Here is a 22,813-nt window from a genome sequence, read left to right as displayed (position 1 = left end):
ATCCCCGACCGAATCCCAACGCGCCGCCCATCACGACGACATCGCCTGAACCGATCTCACCGGTGGCCGACCCGATACCCCGCCCGGGACCGGACCGGCCACCACCTTCCTCTGCCGGTGCGCCAGCCCGGCCCGACCGCGGCGCGGACATCTGCCCCCGCCTCGGTCGCCGAGATTCGTCATACGGTCCGCCGTCCGCGCGCAGGACCCGTCGGACCCCCACCGGTGAGAATCGGCTGGCCCGGCCCGACTCCGTCAGCTCTGCAGCTGTGTGCATCCTTGGGCGATGAAGGCTGAGCGTTGCGATGCATGCGAACTGATCATCGGCGAGGGCTGCTGCTGCGGTGTGGGCCCGCCAGCTGCAACCAGGGCGCCGCTGGCCTTCGTCCTTCGCATGATCCGGATCTCGCCGAGCGGGTACGGACATGTCGAGGGCGGCTGCAACCACGATGTGGACGGCAGCATTGAGGACGCCGGATGGGGCTGGGTCCCGGACCCATCACCCGGCCTGTGGGCGGGCATCAGTGAGCACACGCCCCTGCGCGCCTCGCACGGGAACCTCCAGTGCATCGCCAGGCGCCGGTGCAGGCACTGCGCGCACTTCCTTCCCTAACCCCACGCGGTACCAGCGGTGTACGAGGCAGCGGGGGACCGCCGATGATGGACTCGCCCCCACTTACACGCTCTGCGAAGCCGGCAGCTTGATTCCGCCCCGCCGAGGGGCGCAATCAGGCCGTAGTGGTGGGCCGTGACCGGCTCCTGCGCGGTGGCTTGCAAACGGGGCACTGCTTGCCGGTGCCCCCTCGACGCGTCCGCTGGTCAGGGGTTGCCTCCCAGCGGCCATGGCATCCGGGCTTCCGGCATCGCCACCGGCACGGCAGGGTGGAGCTCGGCCGAAGGTCCGCTGCCATCCACGTCGGTTCGCCGATGACCTCGACGAGTTCGCTTGCGATCACCTCGTGACGGTCCACGAGCGCCTGGCCCGGCTTCGGGCGAATCCGGCCGGCCGTGCTGCGCTTGCGGGCGCACGTGGGGCAACCACTCGACTGGCCTGTGCGGCGGTTGAGCGGTGCGGGGTACACCTCCCCGCACCGGGGGTCCGGGCATTTCCAGAGGCAGTCCTGGTTCGCGTTCGGGAGCAGATCGAACGCGGTCCAGTCAGGGTGACCGATCACCTCCACGAGTTCGGAAGCCATCTCCCGATTGACATCACCGAGTGATGTGCCAGGGGTGGGGCGCCTCTTCTTCGTGGCCATCCGCTTGTAACCGCATTTGCGGCATCCGCGACCGGCGAGAGCACGGGTGTACACGGGAACGTCCCACTCGTGTCCGCAGTCCACCTCCTGGCACTTCCAGGTGCAGAGGTCATTACAGCCTGGAGCCATACGGGCGAGGCCCACGCCGGGGTTGGTGAGGTTGGCGACGAACTCGGCTTCGAGGTGCGGAGCGGCGGCCAGCGCTGAGGTCGCGGGGGCGGCTACGGCCTGCTGCCAGAGCTGCGATCCCTTCATGAGCGCTGTCGCGACCTCGGGAGGAGCCAGTTCCTTCCACGGCAGACCCCGGCCCCGGAGCACCGAACCGACGGCCCTGGCCCAGTCTTCGGGGTCTAATCCTGGGCCCGCCTCGAAGTGGGTGGTCCAGGGCAGCGGGATCGCCGGCAGCCCTCGCGCCCGGATCCTCACGAAGACGAGGCCAGCGGCGCGGGCGGCCTGAGCCTTCGCGGTGTCACGCTTCAGACCGTCCGGCTGGTTGTGGGTCCACGCCGGATCCAGGTCGATCAACAGGTCAGGGCCGGGCAGGAACAGGTCGAAGCGGTCCTCCGTCCTGCCGGGCAGACGGACCCGGTGGTCGAGTTCAACGGCGAGTCCTGAGGCCGCCTCGACGAGCATCGCGACGTTGCATTCGAACAGAGAACGCCCGTGCCCGGAGCAGTGCGGACAGCCCCGCTGATTAGTGCGGTTGGCGACTGTGGCCAGCCAGGAGTGGCCTTGCTCGCACTCCCATTCACACATGTCGTGGGATTGGGTCCTCAGTGTGTCGGGCCCGCGAGAGGGCCGGTCCTTATTGCGCCGGAACTGTGCGGTCAGGACCTTATCCACCTCGGCCAGCGACTCTCCGGGGCCCGGAGCGCGGTTTCGGCGCTTCGAGCACTCCGGGCACGCTGTGGGGTTGATGCTGCGCGCCCTGAACTGGAAGCGGGTCTCCCACTCGTGGCCGCACCCCTCCTCGGTGCAGCGCCACCGGCATTGGTCCGGAGACGATATTGGCAGGTCCTCCAAAGCACGGTCCGGGCTGGAGATGTTACTGACAAACTCCGCCTGGAGCCGACTCCGGACTGCTGCGATCTCGCTGTCTCCACGTCGCTTTCCCATGGCCGGTGATCCTTGCAGCATGCACTGACAACGGCGCCGTAGAGGTTCTCACCGAAGGGGCGTGGCCGGCTAGGACAGGGGGTGGCGGAGCCCTTCCTGTCGGTGCCTGGCCGGTCTCTACACCGTCAGGACGATCTTGCCGAACTGGTCACCCGACTCCAGCTTTTCGAAGCCCTCGCCGACCCGATCCAGTGACGGCGTCTCGTCGATCACCGGCCGGACCCCCGTCGCGGCGCAGGAGGTGAGCCGGTCCTCCAGTTCGTCCTTCGGGCACATGCTGGAGCCGACCACCTTGAGCTCCAGTGAGAAGATCCGGGTCAGCTCGGCATGCGCCGGGCGGTTCACGCTCCCTCCTGCTCCCTCCCCGCCACTACGTCGGGTAACGTTCCGGTCGCCCGGATCATCGCTCCGACCAGCGGAACCCTCCACCAGAAGCAGCCTCCGCTGGGGGGAATCTGGGGGGAATGGGGCCGCGTTGGGGGGGCGGCTGGGGGGGAATCGGCTGCATATACGGGCAGCAGGGTGAAAGACTTGGAAAGGCCGATCGCCGCAGGTCAGTCCACTTGCATAGGCAATTTCCGCAGGTCAGCAGCGTGCGGGTGACGACTTCAAGAAGATCTCCAGTTGGGCCACCATCCTCTTTGCACCCACCCTGGTCGGCACCATCTACGGCATGAACTTCGAGGTCATGCCGGAACTCCACTGGGCCGCGGGCTACCCCTTCGCGATCCTCCTGATGGCAGTGGTCTGCACAAGCCTGTACGTCATCTTCAAGAAGCGCGACTGGCTGTAGGAGTCAGTTGACCCCTCACGCACCCACGGGGGGGCACCGGTAGCGGCAGCCCGTCAGGCATGCACACGGCCATCCGCCATCACCAGCCGAACGCGGCGCAGCGCCTGGAGATCGCTCAGGGGATCACCATCGACGACCAGGAGGTCCGCGCGGAGGCCGGGGAGCAGACGCCCCGTGACCTTGCCCAGCCCGAGTGCCTCCGCCGCCTCGCAGGTGGCCAGGTCGACGATCTCCTGCGAGGTGCAGCCCAGATGGGCGAAGAACTCGAGACTGGACACGAAGTCATCGAATACCGCCCGACTCACGCCCGCGTCCGTTCCGGTGAGCAGCCGCACCCCGCGCTCGCGCATACGGCGGATCCCGCCGAACATCTCCTCCGCGCGCTCACGTCCGAAGCGCTCGGCGAAGCCGCGCCAGTCGGGGCTGGCCGCCGGACAGACCCCGATGCCCCGGGCGGCGATCTCGTCGACGACATCGTCGAGGAGCCGGAAGCCATCCTGGTCGATCCACGTGCAGTGCTCGATCGTGCTCACCCCGGCCTCCACCGCCGCGACGATGCCTGCGGTGCCGTGCGCGTGCGCCGCCACCGGGAGGCCGGCACTCGCCGCCTCCTGCACGATGATCCGGAGCTCCTCGGCCGTGAACTGGGGCGCCCAGATAGGCGGCCCGCCCTTCGTGATGCCCCCGCCCGTGGCCATCACCTTGATGAGGTCCGTGCCCCGCTCCACGTTGCGGCGGACCAGCGCCCTGGCGGCGTCCTCGCCGGACACCTCTCCGCCCAGGAACCAGCAGTGTCCGCCGGGTCCCGTCACAGGAGTGCCGGCCGCCAGGACACGGGGTCCGGGCAACCGTCCCGCCCTGACGGCGGCGCGGAACTCCGTCACCAGTCCGTTCCGGTCGCCGAGGTCCCGCACTGTGGTGACGCCGGCGTTCAGCAGACCGAGTGCCCGCTCCGCAATGCCTTTGGCCACCGTCGCATCGTCCGCCTCCCGCAGCGCCGCGACCGGATCGGGCCCCGCGTCCAGAACGAGGTGGACGTGCGCGTCGACGAGCCCCGGCAGCAGCGTGCCGTCGGGGTAGTCGTGACGGAGAATGCCCGCGGGGGCACGGGACTCCACCTCGTGGCGCGGTCCGGTGTCCGCGATGACGCCGTTTCGCACCAGCACGGCGCCGTCCGCCAGGACCTGGCCGTGCGGTCCGATCACCACGCGCCGGGCCGAGATCAGGGTGTCCATCGCCACTCCTCGTTCAGAATTGCGCTGTCAGAGTTTCGGACAGCCGGATCAGTTGCCGTACATCACTCTCCAGACTGCCGTCGCCCTCGCCCTCGCTGGGCAGGGCGACCGGGACGGCCTGGGAGGGTGCCTCCTCTCCGGAGGCGTACGCCCGCAACGCGGTCCTCAGATGGCGCGCCGCGACCTCGGGCGTGAGTGGTGCCTCGGCGTCGGCCGTGGCCGCCTCCAGCGCCAGATAGGGACTGATCCGGACGAGCCCGTCCCGGCACTCGATGACACGCCGGTAGTAGCGCCGGTGCACGCCCCGCGGACTCAGCGCGTCCCAGCGACGACCGCCCCCGGTGCGTTCGAGTGCGTCCTCCGGGAACGCCAGGTGCAGAGCCTCCCAGAGGGGGGCCAGCCTGTGGTAGACGCGGCCGTGGTGCCACCACAAACGGATGCTGGCCCAGCGCGTCACCAGCCCCGGGTAGACCACGCCCGCTACGAAGAGTGGGATCGCGAGGTCGAGCAGGAGCTTCGCGCCGGTGATCACCGGGTGGGGCACACAGCCGCCGAGCAGGCGCACGAGCGTCAGGCACTCCCGTACCGCCGAGGCCAGCACCATGCCGGCCAGCGCGGCGGCCACCATCCGCAGCCCGGTCGCCAACGGCCGGCTCGCCAGCCGCGCGTACCGCACCGTCCAGAACAGCGCCGCCGCCAGGGCATACGTGAGGTAGGCGCCGGCCGAGAGGTAGAAGACCGCGACACCGGGGACCCTCATGTCGGCCGTCGCGTACGTGTGGCCCCGCTCGGCGTGCGGCGTCACGGCCATGGCTGCCGAGGCGATCACCGCAGTCGCGGCGAACGGCACCGCATGCCACCGCACCCGCGTCCGGGCCGCGGCCGGGTCGGACGCCGAGTGGATGAAGAAGCACCCCAGGAAGTACACGGCTCCGAGCAGGCAGACGTTCTGCAGCAGCTTCGCCGCGCCGTCCCCGGCGAGCCCGTCAACGAGGCGGATGACTACGGGCAGGCCGAACGGGAAGGAGAGACCCGCACTGAACATGCAAAGGAAAACCGCGCGCAGCAGCCGGTCGGAAGGATCGCGCACGACCTGCCGCCCCGTCCAGAGCAGCGAGCCGTACAGAACAACGGCGAGCACCAGGGACAGCACGGTCACAACCACCCCTGCCGGTCCGTGAGCGCCGTGTGCACCCGTCGGGCCGAGATGTCACCCGGCGCGCGGGGCGTGACCCGGTCCAGGACCGACGCCCACTCGAGGATGATCGTGGCGACGAGTTCCGCCTCCCGCTCTCTTTCCTCGGCGTAGGAGGTGCGCCGGAGCGCGCGGTTGATCACCTCGATCGAGAGGTCCGGCAGCACCTCCTGCCAGACGGCGTCCTCGGACTCGTCGCTCCCGTGGTCCGCCAGGATGTGCCCGACCTCGTGGAGCACGATGTGGTCCTGGTGCGCCTGGCTGGTCTCCTTCTGGTAGAAGATGAAGTCCGCCTGCGCGCCGGCGATCCACAGACCGTACGGGCCGGGGACGGGCAGCGAGTACGGGACCAGCCGGATCGGCCGTCCGCGGTGTTCACCGAGGAGCCGGCACAGCTCGGGGACCCGCAGTGGAGCGGTGATGCCGAGTTCCCTGAGGATGCTCCGACATCGTTTGCGCAACGTACGTTCAGTCACGGGCCAACTCCGTTGGTGAATCTCCTGGGGCCTGGAAATTCCATCCAATGGCGTCAGACCATCATGATCCAGGATGATTCAGGCCATCGTTTCGGCCGGGACCGCCCTCGGCCTGCTCCAGGCGGTAGACCACGTCCAGCAGATCCATCACCTGTTCGCGGTGCTTCTGCGACAACTGACCCGCCCGCATGGCCATCAGCTTCAGGTCACTGCCCTGCGACGCCTCGTACAGCCGCGCCTGCGCGGCGGCGAGGGCCGAGAGCTGCTCCTCGATGCGCGCGGTGGCCGAGTCGTCCACGAAATAGGCCGTGGAGACTCCGAAGAAACCTGCCAGCGCCTGCAGATGACGCAGCGTCGGATTGGTCTTCTTGCTCTTCCGCAGCTGCCAGATGTAGCTCTCTGAGAGATCGACACCCCGGTGTCCCGGATGGCGGAGGCCACCTGCTCGTTGCTGTACTCGTGGTGGGGATCCGGTCTGACGGTCTCGCAGAGCCGGTTCAGCTTGTCGGCGAAACCGTGTTCCGGTTCCTCTGACATGACGTCCACCCCTCTGGTCCGGCCAGCCCTGTTCTTCGACTCAAATGATCTCCTCCCGAGAAGCCCTGGGTCAGAGGCCTGGGGTGCGATCTCGGGCGCCCCCTCCAGTTGGTCGATGAGATGCCCCGATCCTCACGCAACGGCGCCCGGGTAGTGACAGACTCCCCGCAGCAGCAGGGGAGGCTCCATGGGTTTCGGATTCCGCGTCGGTGTGCCCGGACTGAGTGTGCGTGTCTCGACCAGGGGCGTACGGACGTCCGTCGGACCACGGATGGCACGCGCGAGCGTGGGTGGTGGCCGGACGACGCTCTCGTCGGGGATGGGGCCCCTCTATGCCTCTACCGCGCTGGGCGGCGGGCGCCGCCGGACCAGTACGAGTCGCACGACCCGCTCCGGCTCCCGTCCGCGGACAGCCGCGCCTTCGGGCGCACAGCTGGAACGGGTGCGCCGGCAGGCCGAGCGGGCCCAGCAGGAGGCGGAACGGGATGCGGCCATCGCGCACTTGCGGGAGCTGCGTCAGCAGATGACCAGCGTGCACCTGCAGTCCTTCTCCCCCGTATGCCCACCGGTGGTACCCGGGCCCCCGCAACTCGGGCTGCCCTGGGCCCTGGCCGAGGCCAAGGCGTTCCACCTGGCGGGGCTCGGCGTGTTCGCCCGTACCGAGCGCGCGGAGGCGAAGCTGCGCGCCGAGCACGACGCTCCGGGGTACCTGGCTGCCGAGCAGGCGCGGTTGCACGGCATCCACGGAGAGCTGAACACCGAAGCACAGCAGTGGTGGCAGGCCCTCGTCGCGAACGACGAGGCGACCGTGTGCGAGACGGTCAACTACGCCTTCTCCGACAACCCCGCCTCCGGCTGTGCCGTCGGGGTCGACGGCTCCGTGATGTCCGTGGTGATGCGGCAGCACGACATCGATTCATTGCCCGACCAGACTCCTGGAGTCACCTCCAGCGGGCGCCCCACGCTGAAGACACTGACCAAGCGGGACCGGGTCTTGTGGTGGCTCACGGCCATGGGGTCCAACGTCGTCGCGACCCTCAAGGAGGGCTTCGCCGTCGCGCCGGGGATCACCGCGATCGACCTCGCGGTGATCACGCGCATGCCGGACACCCAGCGGCTGGGGTTCGTGGTGTACGGCCGGTGGACCCGCCAGGCTATCGAGTCGGTCCCCTGGCGGCAGCCGGAGGACGCGCTGCGGTTCCTCGACATCGGCCAGGACGTCGCCTGTGCCGTCGCCACGACCGCCTCCGGAAATCTTGCGAGCACCGTCAAACCCCTGGACACCAGTCGACTGCCCGGACTGCAAAGCCTGCTCGATCATGCCCAGGACGACGCAGCCTCCGTTGACGCCACGCTCGCCGGCCTGGATGGCGACCTCCTTGCCAACGCCCCGGCCGCTCACGATGCACCGGCCCCGGACCACTACCGGATCCACACGTTCGCCGAATGGAGGACACGGACCCCGTCGGCGGCCCAGCCGGCCACCATGGGCGAGCCCGTTCTCGCTGCCCCGATGGCGCTCACGCCGGGGCAGAACCTCACACTGCCCGACGAGGCATGGGAGGGGCTGACCATCGCGTTCAGCTTCGGCGGCGCAGATGCCGACCTCACGCTCTTCCTCACCAACGCACAGAGCCGGGTCGCCTCCGATGAGGACTTCGTCTTCTACAACCAGCCGTCCGCCGCCCAGGGGGCCGCGCGTCTCCTGGGCAAGCAGAACGATGGCACCCGCTCCGTCGAGCGCGCCGCCATCCACCTCGCAGCTCTGCCGGAGCAGGTCCAGCGCATGACAATCGCGATCAACATGGACGTCGACACCGGACTGACATGCGGCTCCCTCACCCACGCAGAACTGTCCATTGGATGCGCCACTACCACCTGGACCTTCCAGCCACCCGCCGACCCAGCCATCCGCGCGATGGTCGTCGCCGAGCTGTACCGGCACAGGTCCGCCGAAGATCGGCCTGTGTGGAAGCTCCGAGCAGTCGGACAGGGTTGGGCCGACGGACTCGACGGCTTGGCCAGAGCGCACGGAGTTGACGTGGCGTAGGTTGCCCATCGTGCAGAGGCACACATCCATGTCCATGAAGCCCCTGGAGTTCGACTGCCGGTACGGCGAGCCGGACCAGGTGACGCAGGCAACGGCCCTACGCCTACGTCTACGCCGCCGCCCCGGCGGGCGCCAGCCTCCCGTCACCACCACCGGGCTTCGCCCCGGCGCCGCGCACGGCCGCCACGACCCGTCCGGCGGGGTGACGCGGCACCGTTCCGGGCGCATCCGCTCGCGACCTACAACCGCTACGGCTGCGTGCGACATCTCTTCGCCGCCTACGACCTGGCCCAGGACAAGCCCTCCCGACCAACTCCTTCTGGCTCAAACGGACCGAGGCCCAGTTCACCGCCCTGCGCTACTGGGTCTGAGCGGCCAGCCATGTCTTAACCTCGCGCCAGGCGGCCTGTTCCTCCGTCGCCGTGCCCCACCACCAGGTGAACGGCGAGTCGTCGGACGTCAACTCCTCCCGCCACCAGCCGACGCTCTCAGTCAGGTGGTGGCGGGCGACCGTGCCCCTCTCCGCCTCCCAGCGGGCGAGACACGGGGCGACCGAGGAACTCGCGGTCACACAGCTCTCGAAGACCTCGCACACTGGGGTCGGTGGCGACTCCATCCGCAGGGCCTGCGTCCACCACGCCTCCAGGAATCCGGCCTCTGCCCCCGCCTGCTCGCGGGGCCACCGCGACCAGCCCGCCGCGACCAGGCCACGGGCCATGAGAGCGGACTCGACCGCGCCCTCGGCCAGCATCACGACGAGCCGCGGCAGGACCCGACGGATGATCGCGGGCTGATCGCCCCAGTGGAAAGGTTCTTTCCTCGCGACTCGGCCGACAAGATCCGTCGTGAGCCGCACGTCAGGAGTCCGCAGCAGCTCGACCTCGACCTCATCGAAGCACCGGCCGCACCCGGTCTCGTCCGATCGGGCCGTCATGCCGCCGAAGGTCTTCGCGACCCTCGCCACCGCAGCGGCAGGACATCGCCATCTGGAGAAGTCACCGTGCATCCCATCAAGACTCCAGCAAGCTGCCCCAGCCGAAGAGAGCGACGCTACCAGGCGCCAACCCACCCATCAGAACAGGCGACCGTTGCCTGATACGGGACCAGCCAGCGCATTCTTGGGGGGTGACCCTCCGCCACCCCCGGCCGTCCGAAACCGGCTCTCGGCGGGTCGCACAGACACAGACGCACACCGTGACCTGCGGAGATGGCGCCCGTTCGGACGTGTCGCGCGATTCTTGCCGGCTGTCCACAAGGGGATAATGTCGTCCGGTCACGGACGGCAATCGGATCGTCTGTTCAACCCAGGGGAACCACCATGACTGATCTGAACTCGCTGCGGGCAAGCCTTGCGTCAGGTGAGCACGAGTTCGTCGACACCTTGGCCTTCATCGCCGCGCACTACGCGTATCAGCCGCAGGCGTTCCGCAACGGGGAACTGGAAAATGCCGCAGGCGAGAACGAGGGTTCCTGCAAGACGCTGGGGCTGGCGCTGCTGGAAGAGCTGAGCGACCAAGAAGCGCTGCTGGCATTCGGTGAGCACTATCGCAGTGTGCTGGCGACGCCGAACGACACCGATCACGGCAACATTCGCAACCTCATGGCCCATGGCCTGGCAGGGGTGGTCTTCGCCGGGCAGCCGTTGGCCCGCAGGAGCTGAGCAGCGAAATCCGGGCGGGTGCCAAAGGTCACCAGCACCACCCCGTCCATCCGCCCGAGCCGGCCGCTGGTAGAGCAGCCCGTCGTCCTCCTGGGGTCCGAGGGGGAGATCGGTGTCTTCGCGCGCGACCTGGGCGACTTCCTGTGGCTGCTGGCCGACGTTCCCGGACCCTGGGAACCCTGCTGCTGGCGCCGTTGCCGGACCGCGCACCCCGCTGTCCACGCCGATGCCCGTGGAGTGCGAGCCGGCCGTGCCCGGTGGCCAGGTGGGCAAGTCCGGCTCGCCGGGCTCGCCTTGTGCCTAGCCCTTGCCGACGCGGTGAAGGACATGCTTGTCCAGGCTGATGGTGTTCCTGGTCAATACGGTGCCGTTGAGGTCGTAGAGGCTACCGTCGAGACGGATGGTCCGGCCGTCGGTACGGTACGTGCCCTTGTTCATACCGATCTTGAAAGCAGGGCAGTTCTCCTGGTTGCAGATCACGTCGTTGATCTGCTCGAAGTGACCGTCCGAAGTGAAGGTCAGTTCCTGGATGTAGAAGGTGATTCCGGGACGGTTCCGGTCGATCGACTCGGTCCAGTGACCGGTCAGCCGCATCTTGGATGCGGTGGGGAGGGACTCGTTCAGCGGCTGTGCGGCGGCGGCCGAGCCACTGGTCAGCGCCATCGACGCGACAAGCAGCAATGCGGTACCCAGTCCCGAACAGATCTTCGTCATCGTCTTCATGGTGGGATCGTCCTCGGTTCGTATTGGTAATGGCGTCTTCGTCCGAAGGCCACCGAATGGCGGCCGAATTCGCATGCTTGAGGCCTGCGGCCGGGCTACGTACGGCGCGTGCTCCCGGCGTCAGCCGGCCGTCTTTCGCGCACCGAATAGGCTCGCGAGACCGGTAGGGAATCCGCCGAGGCCGAACGCGACGGGCACGAACCGAACTCCCCCCAGCGGCACATCGACCCGGTTCAGTCGCCCGCGGGTCTACTGGACAGACCGGTACGGCCGCCACCCAGAGGTCGGCCCAGCAACACGGGTGCGACGCTCGGCCAAATGGCCGAAAGCTCTGCCCGGAGACAGTCCGTGGCATCACAGCCCGTCGGATCGCTGGCGCTCCTGAGAATGTTGATTGGCCCCGAACATGGAAATCTCTTCACGGTAAGTATTCCGGCGGTTGCCGTCAGTGCCGACTCTATCCCTGTCGTACTCGCGCCATGCCGCCCGATCGGCAGCACGGCTCGTTTCGGATACCACCCGGCCGGCAGGAAAGCTTCCTCGTCACGGGCTGCGGGAGGGCCGAGGCCGCCCATTCCGCACTTCGATGTGGCGCACAGCGGGCGATGCCGATTGGCCGGAGGTGCACTGGTCACCGACCCCGGACCATTTGTCTCGCCGTTCATTCGGCAGACCCGGACCTGGGAGAGACCGCTCAGCGGGGGTGGACCTCCAGGAAGGCGCGTACGGCTGATTCGAGGGAGCCTTCGATCCAGGCGGGTTTGAGGCTGGTGTGCTCGCCGGCGAAGTGGACCCGGCCCTCCGCGGTGCGCGTCGCGGGGTGCAGTTCGTGGAGCTGGCCCGGGGTGAACATGGCCGCTTGGCCGAGGGCGTAGCGCGCCCTGGTCCAGGACTGGGTGACGCCGACGCCCGTGTACTCACGGCGTACGACGCAGCCGAAGAGGCGCTCCATGTCGTCGAGGGCGAAGGCACGGCGCTCGCCCTCGGTGAGGGAGTCCCCGCGCATGGCGTCGTCGGACCAGCTGTACGAGGCGAGGACGACGCCGCCCGGTGATCCGGCGGGCGCGTGCGAGGGCAGGTAGGTAGGCGAAGCGGCCCGGGCTGTCGGACGTGCAGCCGCCGCCGGGGAAGCCGCTGGGGCCCCTCTCCCAGAAGCGGGTCTTGAACTCCAGGAGCACCTTGGTCGCCGGCGCGTAGTGGAGGTCCGCGACGGCACGGCGCTTGGGATAGGACATCGGTGGTTCGGCGGAGCAGAAGCGCAGCGCGCTGAAGGGGATCGTGACGATGGCGTGGTCGCCCTCGAAGCTCTGGAAGGGTCCGGTCGGTGCGCCGTCGCAGGACTCCTCGTCGCCGCTTTCGACGGCGGTCTCGATCCGGACGCCGGTCCCGCTCTGGACCAGCCGCGTCATCCGCCGGCCCATGCGGATGTCGTTCTTGAGGGGGCCGCCATGGCGCTGGTCAGGACGTCCATGCCGCCTTCCAGCTCCCAGTAGCGGTTGGTCGGGGTGATGGTCGCGTTGTCCATGAGGGCGGTGATCACGGAGTAGTGCAGCCTGGAGGTGAGGATCTCCAGGGTTCCGGCGGCCTGGATGTCGGCCAGGTCCCAGCCCGGCCCGGTGACCAGCCCGGCCGCCCTCTGGATCCGAACGCCTCGGCGAACTCGGCGTCCGCGAACAAATCGCCCAACTCGTCACGGACCCGCATCGCCAACGGGTACGGGCCCCGCGCCGCCGACGAATGAGCCTGCGCCTGTAACAGCACATGACGCGGTTCGGCTTCCGGCTACCCGAAGTTCCGTAGTCCTTCCTGGCTTGTCGCAGCGGGCCCGAGGTCATTGCAGTGATCCAATTGGGGCGGGCCAGGTTGAAATCGGGCTGATTGCTCGTCCCCTTAGATGGGTGGCGGATGGATTCAGTCTTTGTCGTGTGCGGCGGCGTGGTGTCGCGGAGGTCTCCGCGAGCGGCCGAGGGCCCGGTTGCTGATCATGGTGGTGGAGGGCTTGGTGTGACTAGGTTGCCCGGCGCGTCGTGGCTCGGCTGGGCTCGGCGGCATGCGGTGTGGCTACTGGCGGCGTCGCTTGCGGCGCATGTGCTGTTGATGTTGCTGTCGATGCCGGCGCCCACGGATATCCGGGTGTATTACGAGGCCGCCCCGGGCCTGCTGTCCGGGCATCTGTACGAGGTCCGGTCGGGTCCTCGGGGGCTTGTGTTCACCTATCCGCCGTTCGCTGCCGTTGTCCTGGCTGCCGTGGCCCGTAGCCGTGGTCGTGGTGCAGACGGTGAGCGTGTTCGCCCTGTTGGTGATCATGAACAGGAGCGCTGTGCTGCTGGACGGTGCCCGGCTGGAGCACCGTCGCTTGATGCTGTGGGCGGCGGTGCTGTTGTGGTGCGAGCCGGTCCACCACACGCTCGACCTCGGGCAGGTGAACCTTGTCCTTGCAGCCATCGCCCTGTCGGCGGCGGCCCTGCCCGCGGGAAGGCCGGTACTTGCCGGTGGTGGTGTCGGAATCGCCACAGGCATGAAACTCACTCCCGCGGTCACCAGCGTGTACCTGCTTGTCGCCGGCCGCAGAAAGGCGGCTCTGTGGTCCCTGGCAGCTTTCGGGATGACCCTTGCGATCGGGTGGCTGGTGGCACCGCGGGAATCGGCCCGCTTCTGGCTGGGGCTGCTGTGGGACACGGGCCGGGTCGGGTCGGTGATGTCGGTGCGCAACCAGTCGCTGCCGGGAGTGCTTGCCCGGCTGACCGGCCAGGACACGGGTTTGGGCCTGCTGTGGTGCGCGTGCGCGATGCTGGTCCTCGGCACAGCGGTGTTCGCGGGCTACCGTGCCACCCGGCGTTCGGATCGCCTCGGTGTCCTGCTGGTCGTCCAGCTGACCGGGCTGATGCTGCTACCGATCTCCTGGAGCCACCACTGGGTGTGGTGCATCCCGGCCCTCATGTGGCTCGCCGCGCCCACAAACCGCACGCACCTCGCCGCGCGTCTCGCGCTGGCCGCGTGGACACTCGCAGCAGGCACGAGTCTGGTGCCCCACCTCGCGACCGCTCAGAACGCGCTGACCCCCGGCGACGACTACCCCCGCCTCCTGGCATGGCTGGGAACCGCCTACTGCGTATGCGGATCACTACGCTGCTCGCCATCGGGCACCCCAAGGAGCATAAAACTGGCCTTGTTCTGGTCGCAGGTCGTCAGAACGCGTCGTACCAGGGCACGGGCGCCGCTACCTGACCGGTGCTGGCCCAGACTCCGCCGGGCTGGCGCTCCGGCGGTCGCGGGCCGGGACATTGAGCGGCCCTCGACGGTGGCACTGTCGGCTGGCGGGTGCGCTGCTATTCGGTTTTGATGCTGGCCAGGAGGTTGAGTCGGGCGGCGCGGTGGGCCGGGCGGGCTGCGGCGGCGAGGCCGGCTGCGGCAAGGAGCTCTCGTCCGTGACGCCGGCGGTGACCTCGAGGAACGCGAGGACCTGCTGCGGGCCGCGATCGCCGCCGCCGGGATCACCGCGGCCGCACCTCTCCTCGAACTCGCCCTGGCCTTCCACCACACCGTTCGCGCGGACGCCGCCGCGACCGATGCGAGTATCGACCGGCTGAACGAGCTCACCCAGAACGGCGACCACGCGTACTACACCGACGTCGCCCGACATCTCGCGGGCCGCGTACCCCCGGCGGACTCGGCTGTGCTGTGGGCCGAGGACGCCGAGACCGTACGGAGGCGTTGGCACCAGCTCGCGCTCCGCCGGATGGGCCGATGAGCCCGTAACCGTCCTCGTTCGTGATCCCGACCCAGCGCAGGCAATGGTCCGGGCGAACGATCGACCGGCACCGGATGGAGGTCCGGGAAGGGCATGTCGACCTCGTACTTCTCGTTCTCAAGCCCGCGGTGACGTTGACGAGCCCGCTTCGGTGCCGACTCCCGCAAGGTGGTGCGGTGCGATGTGGTGCCCTTCCCGAATGCGCTGCGGCAGCTGGGCCTGCTCGCGGTACCCGGGGCTGGGCCTGCTCGCGGTACCCGGGGCCGGACCTGTCCCGAGCCGTCGCCGTGCCGGAGTGCGGGCTGACCTGGTCGGCCGACCGTGGATTCCGAGAAGTGCCTGTTGGTTGCCTCGTCGCATTGACGAGTTCCAGTTCTTGACCTGAATTGTTCCACTACGTAGTAGCGACTCGCAGGCCCGCTTCCATTCATCGCACCTTATCGCGCAGATAGCGGGTGGCTCCTCCCGTTCGGCAACGCGAAACCGGTCTCCTCTCAACTCGCCGGAACTGGCCGATTCTGGTCGTTCCTTCGCGCTGGTGTGCCAGATTTCGCCCCGCCCAACCCGATACCGCTTTAAGTTGCTCGGATATCCGTCTAATATTCGAAAGGCCCGGGCGTTTTGACGCCCAGGCCGCTGTGCGCGCACCAGAACGGCGCGTATCGATATCGTCAGGGAGGGGCGGAACTTGAAAAGGAAGATCGTAGCTTCACTTGCCGGAGGGGTACTCCTAGCGGGGCTTGCAGCACTGCCGGCGCAGGCCGAAAATTCCCGCACCAGCTACATATCTTGGTGGCAGCCCGGGAAGGAGTCGAGTCGCTGGTGGGACAACAACAACGACTCTGCGAGCACTACGGTGGCCCTCAACGGTTGCGACACGACCGGCCACTTCAGCTGGGCTTCTCTGTCCCTGTGGCGCGACGTGAGCCTGTCTCCGGACCGCGGCTACGGTGGGAGGACGAACTACTGTGGGGCCTCGGAATGGGGTGACGTGACAGCCGGCTCGTACTACTTCAAGCTGGACGGCTTCGCGGATGGTGACGCCTTCAACGCCTCCACCGTGAACATATACTGGTAGGACTCAAGAATGCGGGCCTGCGAATCTGCAGGCCCGCATTTTGTGCACTCAGTTCAGGACTCGCCATTGTAGCGGGCTTCTTCGCCGCCAGAGAGCGGAAAATCCTGCCACCAATGCGAAAGCGGCTGATGCGAGTGCGATTCCAGAATTCGCGTCATGCAGAAGCCACGCCCAGATTTTAGGCGCTCCGGACGGGGCCCATCCTGTATTTGCCAATCCGATCGGCAGCAGGGTGGTGAGGACGGCCGACACTCGGGGTCCGATGAATGCGGCAAGAATCATCGCGATGCCGATGTAGGCGGCGATGTTGCGTCCACTGACAATGGCCATGGATGATCCCGAGACCAGGTAGATCAATGCTGTCGCCGCAACTACCGCTAGGGCGGCAACCGCGCCCATGGACGCGTTCCACCGGTTGACCGGACGGGCTGCCGTCGACTCGATCCGATGGTCTGTACGTTCCTGTCCGTACATGAGGACCACGGCCGGCAGGACGGTCAGCAGGTGCCCTGCGAGGAACACCCCCGCCTGTCCGGTCAAGACCGGAATCGGGAGCTCGGCATCGCCCAGGAGGATGCCGAGGACGACAGTGAGTGCACAGGCTGCGGCGAGGCCGTGAGCCGTCCGGGCTTTCAGCCACCAGCTCATCGGGCCAGCGCCGCGGGCGTGATCTGAGGCTTGGTGGAGCAGCCCCGCATGGCCTCGTTGTTGAACCGGTACCAGGCCTGCTGTTCCTCACGGGGCAGGGTCCGGATCCGGTTGACGAGTTCGATGGTGGGGGGATCGAAGCGCCCTTGGAGGGCTTCGGCGGGCATTCCGGCGGTGAGCAGGAGCCAGGCTGAAGTGGGCGGTTGCGCGAGCGAGCCCGGGTAGGGGCCGTCGGCGGCGCAGGCCGGCACGGCAGGCAGCAGGCTGAGAGCGACGCCGGCGACCACGTCGGCTCCTCGGGGCTCGGTGGTGATGCCGAGTTTCGCCTCGCCCTGCCGCGGGGTCGCCGCCATGGTGTAGACGGCGGCGGTCTCGATGCCGGCGTCGGCGAGTTTGCTCCGAACCGTGTTCACCGTCGGCCGGATCTTGTCCGGGTGTTCCACCTCGGGCCACAGGCACACCGTGGTGTTTGCCGCCTTCTCACAGACAAGGTCCCCCGTCGGCCGGTCGGCCACGGGGGTGACCGGGATGGGGACGGCAACGACCACGGCGAGTCCGGTACCGACGATCACGGAGGCTGTGATCGCTGCGATGGTGCGCGGCGTCGTACGGGTGTCGAGGCCGATGAGACAGGCCAGGATGAGGCCACCGGCGAACAGTACGACGGGCCACAGGGCCCGTCCGTCCAGTACCTGGTCCACGGCGCAGCAGTCCGCGAGCCCTCCCCCGATCAGGTGGCGGATCCACAGGATGCTCCAGGACACGGGATAGGCGTTGAGGAAGAACGCCCCGACGAGAACGACGGGAACGGAGATCACCGCCCGCCATCGCAGTCCCGCGCAGAACCCGAGCAGGGTGTTCATCACGACCATGAGGAACACGACGAGCAGCATCTGGAGGTCCGGCAGCCCCGCGCCGACGCCCGCGGCGTCGGCCGACAGCAGCAGAGCCGCCAGGGACGTCAGCAGGGCACCGACGACAACGGGGGCCAGGACGGGCGCGGTGATCGAAAGACGGCTTCGGGCAGCTGTCTGCCCGAAGACCCGGCCCTGCGCCAGTCGCGCGCCCTCCCAGGCGCCGAGCCCCGCAGCGATGGTGCAGATGAACGGGAGCGAGTGCAGGGAACTGCCCGTGGCAGAGGGCCAGTACCCGGCTGTGGTCCAGGCGGTCAGATCCCGCGCGATGGCGGTCATGACGAACAGGATCAGAAAGGGAATCACGTAGAGGGCCGCGGAGGTACGCAGCAGGGTTCGCAGCAGCATCCCTTTACACCTCTCCGCGGACGAGCTCGGCGTACGCGGCCTCGGCGCGCTCACGCGGGCTGTCAGTAGCAGTGCCGGCTAGGGCGTGGAACGCCTGGGTGCTGCCCTGGAAGCGGACCTGGCCCTGATCGAGGACCACGACCTCGGAGTAGGAGTCGGCCAGGTCCTCGGTCTGATGAGTGGACACAACGATGTGCACGTCCTCGCGGAGCGTGTCCAGCAGCTGCCGGAAGATCTTTCGCTGCGTCGGATCCAGGCCGGCGGTGGGTTCGTCCATGAGGATGAGCTCGCTCTTGTGGGTGAGCGCCCCGGCCAGTCCCATGCGCCGCTTCTGGCCCCCGGACAGCTGGTGGCTGCGCCGGTCCGCGAGATCACTCAGCCTCACACGCTCGAGCGCGTCGCTGGAGGCGTCCCATGCGGCACGGCGCGACATTCCCTTGAGCCAGCCCATGTAGGCGACCTGCTCCCGGACGTTGAGCCCGGGAATGGCCACGACTTCCTGCGGCAGCCACGCCACGGCCCGCACGTAGGCAACCCTGTCCCTGCGGTTGTTCGGGGTCGTAGCCCGCCAGGAGACGGTGCCTGTCTCAGCCTGCAGGTGGGTTGCCGCGATCCCCATCAAGGTGGACTTGCCGGCCCCGTTGGGGCCCAGGAGGACGGTGGCGGGACTGGAGGTCGACAGGTCGAAGTTGTCGAAGACGGCCGCGCTCCGCCTGTAGCGGAACCCGATCCCGGTCAAACGCAGTGTCATGGATTCGTGCTCAATCCGCCCGCAAGGGCTGTACGCAGCGCTGGTGTGGTCTGGCTCTGAGACGGCCCGGGGCCCGGCGATCGTTCCCCCGGGCCCCGGCTGACATCGATTACCAGCCGATGTTCACGTCGTCCACGCTCAGGCGCGAGCCGCCGCTGAAGTCGGACACCTTGAAGTAGTACGAGCCCGCGCTGACACGGCCGTAGTAGGTGGTGTTGCAGTAGTTCGCCCTGGTGGCGATGTTCTTGTCAGGGCTCCAACTGACGTCCTGGTAGACAGCCACCGTCGCCGAGTTGAAGGAGCTGTCGGTGTAGCAGCTGCCGAATCCCACAGTGGTGGTGGTGGAGTCGCTGTTGTTGTCGTACCAACGGTTCGACTCGTGACCCCGCTCCCAGCCGGCGATGTAAGTGGTCCTCGAGCCCTCAGCCGCGGCATCCGCCACGCCCAGGGCTAACAGCGTCAAACCGCCCACGGCGACCGCCGTGGCCTTGCGCATCGAGTTCATACGATCCCCTCCCAGTGACGGGTCCGCAGGCGCGCGGAGCCCGTCATCGCAGTCCTGTGAATGCAAATCGCGGCGATCGTACGTACGTACGGACCTGCAGCGCGTGCATATATCCGTTGCCAGCCAACGTGACCAGAACGGGGCAAAAGGACCACTTGGGCGCCCCTCCCACACAAGCGGAGGCTCGATTACCGGCCCGCGACTCACCCCTGCAAACGTGTGCAACCCGAGAGCGGAACCGGAAGACGCAAGCTTCGGAAAGCAACCCACCACACGGCCGACAACCCATCAGAACAACAAGGATGACCCAAAGTAGAACCCACATTTCGGCTGCGCTGGCCGGAACCGCCCACCGGCGCAGCCACCCTGCCTGACGGGGCACTCTCCTCACCCAGCCGTCACGCGGCCGTGACCGACGCAGAGCCCGCCGCATGCCCGGCGGCCGACGCCACGAGCACACGTCGGGTCGCGTCCCCTCAGCGAGGCAGAACGGAACACCTGGTCCGCCTGGGAGCGCGGCGGTCCTGGCCCTGCCGCACCGCTCCGGGGAGGGCAGGGAGAGCGCTACGCATTCGGGTTCGGTGCCCGTGCGGATGGGGACGGCGGCGCAGACGGTTCCCAGGGCGTACTCCTGAAGGTCCAGGAGAGGTTCGCCGGGGTGGCGGGTGTCGAGCTCGCTGAAGAGGACCTCAGGGCTGGTGATGGTGTGAGGGGTGAAGGCCTCCATCCGGTGGCGGTTCAGGTGTTCGCGGCGCACCTCCTCGTCGAGCTGGACTAGGAGGGCTTTGCCGACGGCGGAGGCGTGGGCGGCTTCGCGGAAGTCGACCCATTCGTGGACGGCGGGAGCTGTGGGGCTGTCTGCGTACTGGGTAATGGAGATCTCGCCGTCGGTGTAGCTGGCGACGTAGACCGCCGCGCCGACCTCGTCGCGCAGGAACGGGAGTGTCTCCCGCAGCAACGCCCCGCCGTTCGTTCCGGTCTCGGCGAGTTTGAGGGAGGGGCCGGCCGCGTAGACGCCGTGGGTAACTGAGGTGGCGAGCTGGGTGCGGACCAGGTGCTCGATGGCGTGGGCGAGATGGAGCTGCGGCAGGTCAGCACTCCTTCCCAGAGCCCACCTCAAAACTGCAGGTAGCGGGCCCGCTCCGAGCCCAACGCCGTAGCCGAAAGCCCGTGGCGACGAAGCGGCGGGTCCGGCATCATCCCCGTGTGATTGTTATGCAACCCATTCTGGAGATCTCCGCTTCCGACGACTTCGCGCTCCGGCCCGTTGGCGAGCACGAGTCATTTGACTACCTCGTGCTGAACGGGAGGCTGACTCCGGCGGAGGTCGGCACGGCCGTTATGCAGATCGCCGACTGCAATGACTCCGAGCCGCAGGAGGAGCACGACTCGTCGCCGACCGACCCGCTCGGCGCCTTCCTGTACGGGCTGCTCACCATGCCTGACCTGCTCGCCGTCGGCGGCTTCCGGGTGACCGACAACGCCACCGACAGCGTCTTCGTTGAGCCCGGCTGCTGCAACGGACTGGAGTCCTGGCGGGACTGGCTGGACGTGCTCGACGGTATCGGCTGCGCCTACTTCGGCCACGATCCATCCTCGGTGGCCGAACGCGTCAACGACGTTGTCCGGTTCACACTCGATGCTCACGGGGTGGACGGCAGCCCGGTGATCGAGCTGCCGGTAGAACAGGTACGCAGGCTCGTCGCCAACGCTCAGCAGGATCTGCAGAACTTCCTCAGCCTTGCCGGAACCTGGGCGGAACAACACCTGCCAGCACATGCTGCTGCCCTCACTACGGCCCTGGCACGGGCACTGGACCTGCCACCCACACCATGACTAGCTTTCTGACCCACCGAGCGCACGTGCACGACGCCGGGCTCCCCCTCCACCGGCGGCACAGCGCGCTGCGCACCTGCCTCACCGTTTTTGCTCCTTATGGTCTGCGGGCGACGTACCACCACCTCACGCTCAGCGCCGCGATCCCCCGCCGGCTGGAGGCGGACCCCGACGCGCTGGTACGGGCCGTGGAGGAACTACACGAGGCGCGGGTGCTGTGGCTCGTGCGGGCAGACCACTACGCCGAGCAACGCCGGACGGAGAAGCAGGCTGGGCGGCGGGCTGTACCGAGCCCTCGGCCGTGGTGGCTACGGAACCGGTGGGAAAGTCCCGACCGTGCCTGGTCCGAGGACCCGTTTCGTCACCCGTCGCTGCGTCTGTCCGAGTACGTTCGGCGGCAGAACGCGATTCTGGACGGTCCCGAGCCGCCTGGCTGCCCGGCTTGTGGGGACGAGGGACCGCGAGTGCTGAGCTCGACCGGGCACGGCTGGGTCGAGCTGTGCCGTGGCTGCGCGTGGTTGCTGGCGCCATGTCCGTGCGGGCGGCGCCACCGCTTCGTGCCGGAGACCCCGTTCAACTGGAACGAGATCTGGCGGCGGGCGCACATGGGCGATGACGGAAGGCCGAACTCACTTTGGCCTTCGGGTTAGCTGTATTGAGCCGGAGGGTTGCTGGATCGGCGGCGAACGCTCGCAAAGCAACTCCCGCCAGCTTCACCGTGACCTCCGCGCGCGATCGCCTCAGCCATTAACGGGCACGCAGGTTCAGGCTTCCCCACGTTCAGGAATCTGGGAACCCGCGCGCTTCCGCCTTCGACGCCCTCCAGATCGACGGCACGGTACACCTCACCCTCCCGTACCGGGAGTGTCGGCGCCGGCTGGAGGTCCTGTTCGCGGCCCGGGCGGACCGGTGCGAGCTTCTCGTCGGCCTGGGGCACCCGCGACGTCCTCGACACCACGCTGGTCGAGCCCGACCTCGTCGCGGAGATGAGCGCCGACACCGCCGTCGACCGGGGCAGCGTCTACCGCCACCCGATCCGGTATGCGCGACTGCGCCTGGACGCGGCCATCGAGGACGTGCCCCGGTTCAGCGGAGCCCAGCCGGAGGCTGCACCGGGGCAGGGCTGAACCGTGGTCTGGACGGGTGCAGTCGACTGCGTACGCGGTGGACTGCACCGTTCGACCGGACAGCCCACCAGGCCGAGCGCGAAGATGATGTACCGACAACGAACCCTGCAGGAGAGGCCCAGATGGACACCGAGCAGGAGCAGTACGAGGTCCGAACCGCCGGATCAACGGTCTGGGTCGATGCTTCGGTCGGGCACTGGTCCCGGATGCCGGCCGCCTGCCACACCTGCGACGCCTACGGGCCTGACGCTGAACGCGTGTGGCACCGACGCGTGGATCACCTGCCCGGATGGTCACGTCACCCGGGACTGGAGGCTCAGCCCCGAGGCCGCATCCGAGTAGGACGTGGTGCCCGCGGACGCCGAGGTCGAGTTCAAGGTCCACCGCAACACAACGATCCTGTCCGACTACGAAGACATCGCCTGAGGCCACGCCGCGAGGCGCCGAACGTCCTGGCCTAGGGCCGACCAAGCGGGGGCGCTGGATCTCGCGAACTCGAGGCCGTTGGCGGTGCTGTGCCCCCTGGTACAACCAGACCGTACCAGGGGAGCATCGAGCCGAAGGATGGTGACGCAGCAGCCCCGATCAGACGGTGGGTTTCACCGCCTCGACGACTTCGCGGCCCGCGTGCAGGGTCCGTATCCACTGGAGCGCGCTGCCCGGGGTCGGTGACAGCGACATCAGCCGGAGCCTGTTCAGCTCGGCGGCGGTGTCAGGCAACTCGAGGGGGACGGTGGCGAACAGAGCGGGCTCGCTGCCGGGCACGAGGTGTTCGGCCACCTCGGGCGTCGTGACGTCATCCGGTGCCGCGGTA

23 protein-coding genes and 4 pseudogenes are annotated in these 22,813 nt (G+C 68.2%); 9 read left to right on the top strand and 18 right to left on the bottom strand.

Going from position 1 to position 22,813, the window contains the following annotated elements; translation table 11 throughout:
* Positions 1-286: 286 nt before the first annotated feature.
* On the top strand, positions 287-613 hold the full coding sequence (locus OG389_RS29765; protein ID WP_328301539.1) for a hypothetical protein: 327 nt from the start codon (positions 287-289) through the stop codon (positions 611-613).
* 115 nt (positions 614-728) lie between these two features.
* On the opposite strand, the gene OG389_RS29760 is transcribed toward OG389_RS29765, so the two are convergent.
* The 3 genes and pseudogenes from OG389_RS29760 to OG389_RS29755 form a co-directional block, all read right to left on the bottom strand.
* Positions 729-1,889, bottom strand: coding sequence for a zinc-ribbon domain-containing protein (locus OG389_RS29760; protein ID WP_328301538.1), 1,161 nt, complete (start codon positions 1,887-1,889; stop codon positions 729-731).
* 42 nt (positions 1,890-1,931) lie between these two features.
* Positions 1,932-2,372, bottom strand: a pseudogene (locus OG389_RS36870) (zinc-ribbon domain-containing protein); the annotation flags it as partial.
* A gap of 117 nt (positions 2,373-2,489) precedes the next feature.
* Positions 2,490-2,720 (bottom strand): annotated as a pseudogene (locus OG389_RS29755) (zinc-binding dehydrogenase); the annotation flags it as partial.
* A 226-nt stretch (positions 2,721-2,946) separates the two neighbouring features.
* Between OG389_RS29755 and OG389_RS29750 the strand changes: the two are divergent.
* Positions 2,947-3,165 carry a CorA family divalent cation transporter gene (locus OG389_RS29750; RefSeq protein ID WP_443059471.1) on the top strand — a complete coding sequence of 73 codons (219 nt, stop codon included), beginning with the start codon at positions 2,947-2,949 and terminating at the stop codon, positions 3,163-3,165.
* Positions 3,166-3,218: 53 nt separating this feature from the next.
* Here OG389_RS29750 and OG389_RS29745 read toward each other — a convergent pair whose 3' ends face one another.
* The 4 genes from OG389_RS29745 to OG389_RS29730 form a co-directional block, all read right to left on the bottom strand.
* Entirely contained in the window at positions 3,219-4,400 is a 1,182-nt protein-coding gene (locus OG389_RS29745) for an amidohydrolase family protein (protein ID WP_328301537.1), read from the bottom strand.
* Positions 4,401-4,413: 13 nt separating this feature from the next.
* Entirely contained in the window at positions 4,414-5,559 is a 1,146-nt protein-coding gene (locus OG389_RS29740) for an MAB_1171c family putative transporter (protein WP_328301536.1), read from the bottom strand.
* Complete coding sequence (locus tag OG389_RS29735) at positions 5,556-6,071, bottom strand: hypothetical protein (RefSeq protein WP_328301535.1); 516 nt, start codon at positions 6,069-6,071, stop codon at positions 5,556-5,558. The genes OG389_RS29740 and OG389_RS29735 overlap by 4 nt, the downstream gene beginning before the upstream one ends.
* Positions 6,072-6,132: 61 nt before the next feature.
* Entirely contained in the window at positions 6,133-6,369 is a 237-nt protein-coding gene (locus tag OG389_RS29730; protein ID WP_328301534.1) for a hypothetical protein, read from the bottom strand.
* A gap of 681 nt (positions 6,370-7,050) precedes the next feature.
* Here OG389_RS29730 and OG389_RS29725 point away from each other — a divergent pair.
* Entirely contained in the window at positions 7,051-8,658 is a 1,608-nt protein-coding gene (locus OG389_RS29725; protein ID WP_328301533.1) for a TerD family protein, read from the top strand.
* Positions 8,659-9,016: 358 nt separating this feature from the next.
* On the opposite strand, the gene OG389_RS29720 is transcribed toward OG389_RS29725, so the two are convergent.
* Positions 9,017-9,592, bottom strand: a complete 576-nt coding sequence (locus OG389_RS29720; RefSeq protein WP_328301532.1) for a hypothetical protein — start codon at positions 9,590-9,592, stop codon at positions 9,017-9,019.
* A 384-nt stretch (positions 9,593-9,976) separates the two neighbouring features.
* Here OG389_RS29720 and OG389_RS29715 point away from each other — a divergent pair, with 384 nt between their 5' ends.
* Both OG389_RS29715 and OG389_RS29710 read left to right on the top strand, forming a co-directional pair.
* On the top strand, positions 9,977-10,318 hold the full coding sequence (locus OG389_RS29715) for a HopJ type III effector protein (RefSeq protein ID WP_328301531.1): 342 nt from the start codon (positions 9,977-9,979) through the stop codon (positions 10,316-10,318).
* Between the two features lie 48 nt (positions 10,319-10,366).
* Positions 10,367-10,495 (top strand): annotated as a pseudogene (locus tag OG389_RS29710) (SMI1/KNR4 family protein); the annotation flags it as partial.
* Positions 10,496-10,618: 123 nt separating this feature from the next.
* Here OG389_RS29710 and OG389_RS29705 read toward each other — a convergent pair.
* From OG389_RS29705 to OG389_RS29690, 4 genes and pseudogenes are all read right to left on the bottom strand, one after another.
* Positions 10,619-11,041, bottom strand: coding sequence for a hypothetical protein (locus OG389_RS29705; protein WP_328304371.1), 423 nt, complete (start codon positions 11,039-11,041; stop codon positions 10,619-10,621).
* 694 nt (positions 11,042-11,735) lie between these two features.
* Positions 11,736-12,257, bottom strand: a complete 522-nt coding sequence (locus OG389_RS29700; RefSeq protein WP_328301530.1) for a flavin monoamine oxidase family protein — start codon at positions 12,255-12,257, stop codon at positions 11,736-11,738.
* Positions 12,201-12,450: pseudogene (locus tag OG389_RS29695) on the bottom strand (FAD-dependent oxidoreductase); the annotation flags it as partial. The pseudogene OG389_RS29695 and the gene OG389_RS29700, both read right to left, overlap by 57 nt.
* A complete protein-coding gene (locus OG389_RS29690) occupies positions 12,447-12,581 on the bottom strand; it encodes a hypothetical protein (protein ID WP_328301529.1) in 135 nt (44 codons plus the stop codon). The pseudogene OG389_RS29695 and the gene OG389_RS29690, both read right to left, overlap by 4 nt.
* A gap of 663 nt (positions 12,582-13,244) precedes the next feature.
* On the opposite strand from OG389_RS29690, the gene OG389_RS29685 reads away from it, so the two are divergent.
* Both OG389_RS29685 and OG389_RS29680 read left to right on the top strand, forming a co-directional pair.
* Positions 13,245-14,384: a glycosyltransferase 87 family protein gene (locus tag OG389_RS29685; protein WP_328301528.1), complete on the top strand. Its 1,140-nt coding sequence runs from the start codon at positions 13,245-13,247 to the stop codon at positions 14,382-14,384.
* 1,096 nt (positions 14,385-15,480) lie between these two features.
* Positions 15,481-15,870 carry a hypothetical protein gene (locus OG389_RS29680; RefSeq protein ID WP_328301527.1) on the top strand — a complete coding sequence of 130 codons (390 nt, stop codon included), beginning with the start codon at positions 15,481-15,483 and terminating at the stop codon, positions 15,868-15,870.
* Between the two features lie 48 nt (positions 15,871-15,918).
* On the opposite strand, the gene OG389_RS29675 is transcribed toward OG389_RS29680, so the two are convergent.
* The 5 genes from OG389_RS29675 to OG389_RS36865 form a co-directional block, all read right to left on the bottom strand.
* Positions 15,919-16,518, bottom strand: coding sequence for a hypothetical protein (locus tag OG389_RS29675; protein ID WP_328301526.1), 600 nt, complete (start codon positions 16,516-16,518; stop codon positions 15,919-15,921).
* A complete protein-coding gene (locus OG389_RS29670) occupies positions 16,515-17,780 on the bottom strand; it encodes a DUF7224 domain-containing protein (protein WP_328301525.1) in 1,266 nt (421 codons plus the stop codon). The genes OG389_RS29675 and OG389_RS29670 overlap by 4 nt, the downstream gene beginning before the upstream one ends.
* Positions 17,781-17,784: 4 nt before the next feature.
* Positions 17,785-18,531, bottom strand: coding sequence for an ATP-binding cassette domain-containing protein (locus OG389_RS29665; RefSeq protein ID WP_328301524.1), 747 nt, complete (start codon positions 18,529-18,531; stop codon positions 17,785-17,787).
* 109 nt (positions 18,532-18,640) lie between these two features.
* On the bottom strand, positions 18,641-19,036 hold the full coding sequence (locus OG389_RS29660) for a hypothetical protein (RefSeq protein WP_328301523.1): 396 nt from the start codon (positions 19,034-19,036) through the stop codon (positions 18,641-18,643).
* 43 nt (positions 19,037-19,079) lie between these two features.
* Positions 19,080-19,994, bottom strand: a complete 915-nt coding sequence (locus tag OG389_RS36865; RefSeq protein ID WP_443059470.1) for an IclR family transcriptional regulator domain-containing protein — start codon at positions 19,992-19,994, stop codon at positions 19,080-19,082.
* 212 nt (positions 19,995-20,206) lie between these two features.
* On the opposite strand from OG389_RS36865, the gene OG389_RS29650 reads away from it, so the two are divergent.
* Complete coding sequence (locus tag OG389_RS29650; RefSeq protein WP_328301522.1) at positions 20,207-20,872, top strand: hypothetical protein; 666 nt, start codon at positions 20,207-20,209, stop codon at positions 20,870-20,872.
* A gap of 986 nt (positions 20,873-21,858) precedes the next feature.
* A complete protein-coding gene (locus OG389_RS29645) occupies positions 21,859-21,999 on the top strand; it encodes a hypothetical protein (protein ID WP_328301521.1) in 141 nt (46 codons plus the stop codon).
* 585 nt (positions 22,000-22,584) lie between these two features.
* Here OG389_RS29645 and OG389_RS29640 read toward each other — a convergent pair.
* Positions 22,585-22,779, bottom strand: coding sequence for a hypothetical protein (locus OG389_RS29640; protein ID WP_328301520.1), 195 nt, complete (start codon positions 22,777-22,779; stop codon positions 22,585-22,587).
* Between the last annotated feature and the right edge of the window lie 34 nt (positions 22,780-22,813).

The organism is Streptomyces sp. NBC_00435, assembly GCF_036014235.1.
Classification (GTDB): Bacteria; Actinomycetota; Actinomycetes; order Streptomycetales; family Streptomycetaceae; genus Streptomyces.
The sequence above is the reverse complement of the archived record's forward strand: the minus strand, read 5'-3'. Positions and strand labels throughout refer to the sequence as shown.